Source organism: Chlorobium sp. (assembly GCF_036528655.1).
Classification (GTDB): domain Bacteria; phylum Bacteroidota; class Chlorobiia; order Chlorobiales; family Chlorobiaceae; genus Chlorobium.
The window spans coordinates 24,180-30,766 of the sequence record NZ_JAIGND010000021.1 but is presented as its reverse complement, the minus strand read 5'-3'; the positions used below and the strand labels follow the sequence as shown (position 1 = coordinate 30,766).

Here is a 6,587-nt window from a genome sequence, read left to right as displayed (position 1 = left end):
ACGGATTAACATGGATTAATGGGTTAAGCGCTATGGGTGATGTTTTCTTGCTATAGAGCCATCCAGCTGTCTCGCTATCCGGCTATAAGAGGAAGAACGCGGTTCCCGCTGATTGAAGATTGGATTTTCACGGATAGAGGATTGAGGATTGTGGGCGGTAAGGCGGGGAAGATCGGGAGTCAGGAGGTGGGAGCCTGTGGATTGAAGAGGAAGAGGTTGCCCACGGATTTGCACGGATTGACACGGATTGGCGTCTGGTTTGCCCGGCGTTGCCGTTCAAATCAGGCGCCGTTTTTTTGGGAGGATACTCCCGTATGCTCCGCATCCGATACTCCTTTGCGTTTACTTTTCCCGTTCTACCGAGGGCGTGAAATTCTGCATTCTTCCGGTTTTCGGGAGTCCGAGGATCTCTCTTGAGCGGTCGAGGGCGTCGTCGATGTTGCCGAACACATTTTCTTCGCCGATTTCGTCGTAGATGCCGTATTGCTGCATGGCAAAGAGTGGTTGGGCGTGTACGCCCGAGAGGATAAGCGTTATGCCGGTTTTTCTGCAGTCGACGAGCAGTTCACGGAGCATATTGAGTCCTGTTGCGTCTATCGAAAGCACTTTTCTCATGCGGATAATGCGGATCGCGGGTTTATTTTCGACGATGTGCATGGCGTCCTTGAACTTCGATGCGGCTCCGAAGAACATGGCGCCGCTGATTTCGAATACTTCGACTCCTTCAGGTATTGCGCGGGTCCTGATCGTATTGGGATCGTCCTCCTCTTCGCGGTCTTTGAGTTCTCCGGTAACCATGCCGATGTTGGCGATTCCTGCCATATGCTGCATGAAGAGCAGGACTGCAAGCAGCATGCCGATTTCGATGGCTATGGTCAGATCGAACACTACCGTGAGGCCGAAGGTCGTCAGGAGCACGATGACGTCGCTGCGCGGGCTTTTCAGCAGCTGGCGGAATACATGGTGTTCGCTCATGTTCCAGGCCACGACGATCAGGATGGCGGCAAGCGTGGGCATGGGTATGAGTTTGGCCCATCCGCCGAAGAGCAGCATGATGCAGAGCAAAGTCAGGGCGTGCACCATGCCTGCTACAGGCGTTCTTCCGCCGTTTTTGACGTTAGTCGCCGTGCGGGCGATGGCTCCGGTGACCGGAATGCCTCCGAAGAGCGGTGTAATGATGTTTGCCGCACCCTGGGCTACAAGCTCCATGTTCGATTTGTGCCGGCTGCCGATCATGCCGTCTGCCACGACGGCTGAAAGCAGCGCCTCGATAGCGCCGAGCAGGGCGATGGTCGTTGCCGGCATGATGAGTTCTTTCACTGTGGCGAAATCGAAAACAGGAACGGACGGGGCGGGAAGCGCTGAGGGAATATCCCCGAAGCGCGATTCTATTGTGGCCACGTCGAGCCCTGAGAGGTGCACGAGCAGGGTCGAAGCGATAATTGCGACGATCGAACCCGGAATTTTTCTCGATATCTTCGGCCAGAAGACGATGATGAGAAGCGAGAACGTTCCGACCATCAGGCTTTGCGGATTGATGGAGGTGAGATGTGTCGCATAGGCAATCCATTTTTCAATGAAGTCGGCGGGAACTTTTTCAATCGAAAGGCCGAGAAAATCGCTTATCTGGCTTGAAAAGATGATGACAGCTATGCCGCTGGTGAATCCTACCACGACAGGATAGGGAATGAACTTGATCAGCGAGCCGAACTGTGCGAATCCCATCAGCATGAGGATGACGCCGGCCATGATGGTGGCGATCATAAGTCCGTTGATGCCGTATTGCTCTACGATGCCGTAGAGGATGACGATGAACGCTCCCGTCGGGCCCCCGATCTGCACCCGGCTGCCGCCGAGGAAGGATACGAGAAAGCCGCCGATGACGGCGGTGATGAGTCCTTTTTCGGGCGATACTCCCGAAGCGATGGCAAAGGCGATTGCAAGCGGGAGGGCGACGATGCCGACAAGAATGCCTGCAACCACATCTTTCGAGAGCTGCTGAGGCGTGATTTCGGAAAGGACGGTAAAGAACTTTGGTTTGAACATGGCAAGCCGGGGATGAAGAAAATGAACAGGTAGTGCTTTGGTTTTTGCGTGGTTTATAGTCTATTTTGTTTATAGCCTGTTTTCTATATAAGCTTTCACCGGTTGCCCGGCAAGCCCCGGCGGGGCAGGAGCCCTGAAAAAATGATTTCCGAACAAGTTTCATACCCCAGTGAAAACACCGCACACCTTTAATTCCGTAGCGGACCTGTTGCTTTCCCAGCCGCTGACTATCGATGTGGAAATCGACGACAGGCTTGCAGGGCTGTTTTCCATTAAAGGGCTTGAAGTCGATTGTTCGGTTCTTTACATGGGTATTCCGGGATATGCCGGGCTTTCGTTTGAACTCGATCCTGCGGAGCTGCTCATCTATCAGAACATGTTTCTCGGCTGGATCCACCGGCAGCTCGAAAAGGAACGTTTCTGCATTGTCGAACGGTTTTTCGGCCATGCGCATATCATGCTGTTTTCAGGCGCTTTCGGTTCTGACGATCCGTTTCTCGACGCGCTTCGGGCAGCGAGGATATTGGGCGAAAACGATGAGCCGGGGTTCAGGCCGGGTATAGGCATAGCAAGCGGAATGGTCGTTGCAGGGTTTACCGGTTCGCCGGGAGAGTATGTGACCGATCTGTTCGGCCGTCCGCTTGTGCTTGCAGCCGCATGTGCGGCACTGAAACCTCACGGGGAGTATGCGGCATGCATTACTGTTCCCGAAGAGGAGTGGCGCCATCGTTCTCTCGATGCGGTTTTTCCTCTCCTTGAATTCGAGCACCCCCAAAAAGGCAGTGTTCGTCAGCCCCGGATATGGAAACTCGGTGAGGCACGAGTGATCGATTTTTCCGGTACGGGCAAGATCGCTGTCCGGGATATTGCCAATTTCGTCCACTGGACGACGGATAAAACCCCCGGGGAGCAGGCTCGGGAGTGGTTCGGCCTTGTCCGCTCGAAAGGCTTCTACAAGAAAAACAGGTAGTCGCTTCATTCGTTTGGATTATTTGCGAATCATTACTACTCTTTTTTATCTTTTTTTCCCAAGGCACGAAACGGGAACAATAACAAAACAATACAACCATGCCAACAACGAAAGAAAACCTGAAGGAAGCATTCGCCGGCGAGAGCCAGGCAAACCAGAAATACCTCGCTTTTGCAAAGGAAGCAGAGCGCGAAGGGTTCATGAACGTGGCAAAGCTGTTCAGAACGACGGCGCAGGCGGAGCTTATCCATGCGGAAGGCCACCTCGGCGCACTCGGAGGTATCGGTTCGACCGCTGAAAACCTGCAGACGGCAATAGATGGCGAAACTGGCGAATTTACCGAAATGTACCCTCCGATGCTCGAACAGGCTGCAGCTGAAGACCATCCGGCAAAGCGCATGTTCGCTTTTGCCGTCAAAGCCGAGCAGGTTCATGCCGAACTCTATAAAAAAGCCATGGAGGCGGTGCAGAACGGCCAGGATATCAACGCAACCGAAATATGGCTCTGCCCGATTTGCGGTCATATCGAATTGGCCAGTCCTCCGGATAAATGTCCTATCTGCGGCGCGAAGTCGTCGGTTTACGTGCAGGTGTAAGTGGTTATCGGGCATTTTTTTCAAAAGGCGGCTAAAATGGCCGCCTTTTCATTTTTTCAGGTTCGGTATTTTTTGTAATAAAGAAATACAGGGAGTTGTACGATTTTTACCGGAACCATGAGATGATCCGAATCTGAAGTAATCATGCACGAATTCGATTTCCTCGGTGAACTGGTACTGATTGGTGTGCTGGCGATCTTCATTATCCTGATTTTTCAGCGGCTGAGGATTCCTCCGGTCATCGGTCTGATCTTTACCGGCATTCTGCTTGGTCCTTCGGGTATCGGCGCGGTTTACGACGAAAAGCTCATTTCAACGCTTGCCGAGCTTGGCGTAATTCTGCTTCTTTTCACCATCGGTCTCGAATTTTCCCTTGACGATCTGCGGAAACTGAAGAAAATCGTGCTGGTCGGCGGCATGGTGCAGATTCTTGTGACAGGTCTTGCCATCAGCTGTATAGCCTACTGGCTGCTCTACAGCATCGGCAAGAGCATCTCCGCAGAGGCCGCGGTTTTTCTTGGTTTTGCTTTTGCCGTCAGCAGTACGGCTATCTGCCTTAAAATTCTGACCGACAGGAATGAGTTGGGATTGCCCCATGGCAAGATCGCGCTCGGCATTCTGATATTCCAGGATATCGCCATCGTGCCGCTCATGATCGGCGTGAATTTTCTCAGTCCCGATGCGGTGCTATCGACCGTCAATATTGTCAAAAAAGTCGGCTTCATCCTGCTGTTCGGCGCGGCGATTTTTGCCGGATTCAGGTTGTTCATGCCGAGGATGGTGCGGTTGATCACCTCTCTGCATGCGCGCGAAGTGCTGGTTATCGGCGCGCTGGTGATCTGTTTCGGAGCAGCCTATCTCACCTCTCTTGCCGGCCTTTCTCTGGCGCTGGGATCATTCGTTGCCGGCATGGTGATAGCCAGCACGGACGAAAGCCACCAGATCAGCGTTACCATCGACCCCTTCCGTGAAGCGTTTACGAGCATCTTTTTCATTTCCGTGGGACTTCTGCTCGATGTCAAGATGATCAATCTTCCGCTTTTCGTCGGAATCGCGATTGCGGTATTGCTGGTCAAGGGTCTGCTCGTCACAGGGGTGTCGCTTTTTCTCGGTTATTCGCCGAGAGTGAGCATGATGGCCGGTATGGCGCTGGCGCAGATCGGGGAATTCTCCTTCGTGCTGGCCGAATCCGGATTGAACAACAGGGTCATTACCGACGAGGTATTTCAGGCTATGCTGGCAATTATCGTGGTGACCATGATCGTTACTCCAGCCATGATAGCCATTGCTCCGAAAGTCGCCGATCAGGTTGTGCCTGCGCTCGGATTCATTCCTCTGCCGAAGCGTGAGTCCGGCGGTCCGGCGGTACGACCCGCCGACAGTACGATCATCTGTGCCGGCGAGATCCATGCTGCGATCATAGGGTTTGGAGTGAACGGCCAGAATGTAGCCGCAGTGCTGCATGCCACCAATATTTCCTATTCGGTGCTCGAAATCGACCGGGAGATCGTCAGAACCATGCGTCGCAAGGGCGAGCCCATCTACTACGGAGACTGTACGGAAACGAAATCGTTGCTGCGTGCCGGCATAGACCATGCCCGAGCCGTGGTGCTCGGCATTTCAGATAACGGTGCGGTACGCAAGTGTATACCCGCTATTCGCGAGGTGAACCCGAAAGCGTTCGTCATAGTAAGGGCCAGAACTCTCGACGAAGTGGAGAACCTCTACAAGGCGGGTGCAGATGTGGTGGTGACCGAGAAGTTCGAGACCTCTATCCAGATATTCTCCCAGCTGCTCAATCACTTTACCGTCGATCCCGAGCTGATTCTCGAACAGCAGGCAATAATCCGGCGCGAGTGCGAGAAAATATTTTTCCAGACACCTTTGCCCATTCCGGCCAGGCAGCCATGAGCGGCTGGCGTATTGCCGGTATGAAGATTTCCGTCATGATCGACGGGATCCTTTTGTATATTTCAGTTGATTCCTCGCAGTTTTGATAATATCAGCATAACTCGTTATGGAACAGCCCATCCCGCCTCTGGCCACCGTCAAGTTCAGAAACTACCGCCAACAGCTTCTCGATCAGCTCAATGCTGCAACAACTGCCGAAGTCAGACGTGCGCAGTATGAACTTGAGCTCATGGAGAAGAGCCGTTTCACTGAACTCAACGGCATCGTACACCATTATCACGATTCGGGTCCGGAAGATGCGAAAACCGTTGTGGTGCTCATTCATGGGTGGGACTGCTGGTGGATGTGGTGGCACCATGTCATCAAGGCACTCAATCAGGAGGGAATAAGGACGATCGCCTACGATATGCGGGGACACGGCTGGTCGGACAACGATCCAGCCAAACACTATCATATTGATTTTTTCGCGCAGGACCTCGATGCGCTGGTGAACCGGCTCGGTCTCGGGCGTTTTCATATCGCGGCTTTTTCGTTCGGACCTTTCGTTGCGCTCGATTATGCCCGGACAGCTCCAGGGCGGATCGCATCGATGACGTTTTTCAATTTCGGCTATCTGCCGAACAACGCATTTATTTCGGCCTTTGCTCCCGCATCGATCAATTTCATGTTCAACAACCTGCTCCGGGGTCTTACCTGGTGGCTTCCTGCCTATATTTTCGCCCGTCTGGTGCTTTCGAAGAACACCGTCATGCTGCATGATATTCTTATAGGCTTCAAAAGCCTCGGCCTTTGCGCACCCGAGGCTATCGAGCAGACGACCAGTCAGATTACCGCGCTTGAAACGACCGAATCGGTGCCTGATATGGTTCGGGCTACCGATATGCCAATCCTTTTCGTAGCAGGCGAAGGAGATGCCATCATGACCTGCGATAATACCCGGAAACTTCAGGAGCTTACCAAAAAAGGGACTTATGTCTGCGTTCCGGATTGCGGTCATCTTATCACCGTAGAGCTTCCCGATACCACCTCCGAACTTATTCTCGGTCAGGTTCTGGCCAACTGAG

5 protein-coding genes are annotated in these 6,587 nt (G+C 53.1%); 4 read left to right on the top strand and 1 reads right to left on the bottom strand.

All coding sequences use genetic code 11. The features are described 5' to 3' along the window. Positions 1 to 342 precede the first annotated feature (342 nt). A complete protein-coding gene (locus K4305_RS06035; RefSeq protein ID WP_331561495.1) occupies positions 343 to 2,046 on the bottom strand; it encodes a SulP family inorganic anion transporter in 1,704 nt (567 codons plus the stop codon). 169 nt (positions 2,047 to 2,215) lie between these two features. On the opposite strand from K4305_RS06035, the gene K4305_RS06030 reads away from it, so the two are divergent. From K4305_RS06030 to K4305_RS06015, 4 genes are all read left to right on the top strand, one after another. After that, entirely contained in the window at positions 2,216 to 3,016 is an 801-nt protein-coding gene (locus K4305_RS06030; protein ID WP_331561494.1) for an adenylate cyclase, read from the top strand. 98 nt (positions 3,017 to 3,114) lie between these two features. Further along, a complete protein-coding gene (locus K4305_RS06025) occupies positions 3,115 to 3,612 on the top strand; it encodes a rubrerythrin family protein (protein ID WP_331561493.1) in 498 nt (165 codons plus the stop codon). Positions 3,613 to 3,756: 144 nt separating this feature from the next. Next, positions 3,757 to 5,523, top strand: coding sequence for a cation:proton antiporter (locus K4305_RS06020; RefSeq protein WP_331561492.1), 1,767 nt, complete (start codon positions 3,757 to 3,759; stop codon positions 5,521 to 5,523). Between the two features lie 106 nt (positions 5,524 to 5,629). Continuing rightward, a complete protein-coding gene (locus K4305_RS06015) occupies positions 5,630 to 6,586 on the top strand; it encodes an alpha/beta fold hydrolase (RefSeq protein WP_331561491.1) in 957 nt (318 codons plus the stop codon). The last annotated feature ends 1 nt before the right edge of the window (position 6,587 follow it).

Bases quoted from the DNA above. Each gene is read 5' to 3' on its own strand.
- K4305_RS06035 (WP_331561495.1), bottom strand. From the start codon at position 2,046: ATGTTCAAACCAAAGTTCTTTACCGTCCTTTCCGAAATCACGCCTCAG.
- K4305_RS06025 (WP_331561493.1), top strand. From the start codon at position 3,115: ATGCCAACAACGAAAGAAAACCTGAAGGAAGCATTCGCCGGCGAGAGC.
- K4305_RS06020 (WP_331561492.1), top strand. From the start codon at position 3,757: ATGCACGAATTCGATTTCCTCGGTGAACTGGTACTGATTGGTGTGCTG.
- K4305_RS06015 (WP_331561491.1), top strand. From the start codon at position 5,630: ATGGAACAGCCCATCCCGCCTCTGGCCACCGTCAAGTTCAGAAACTAC.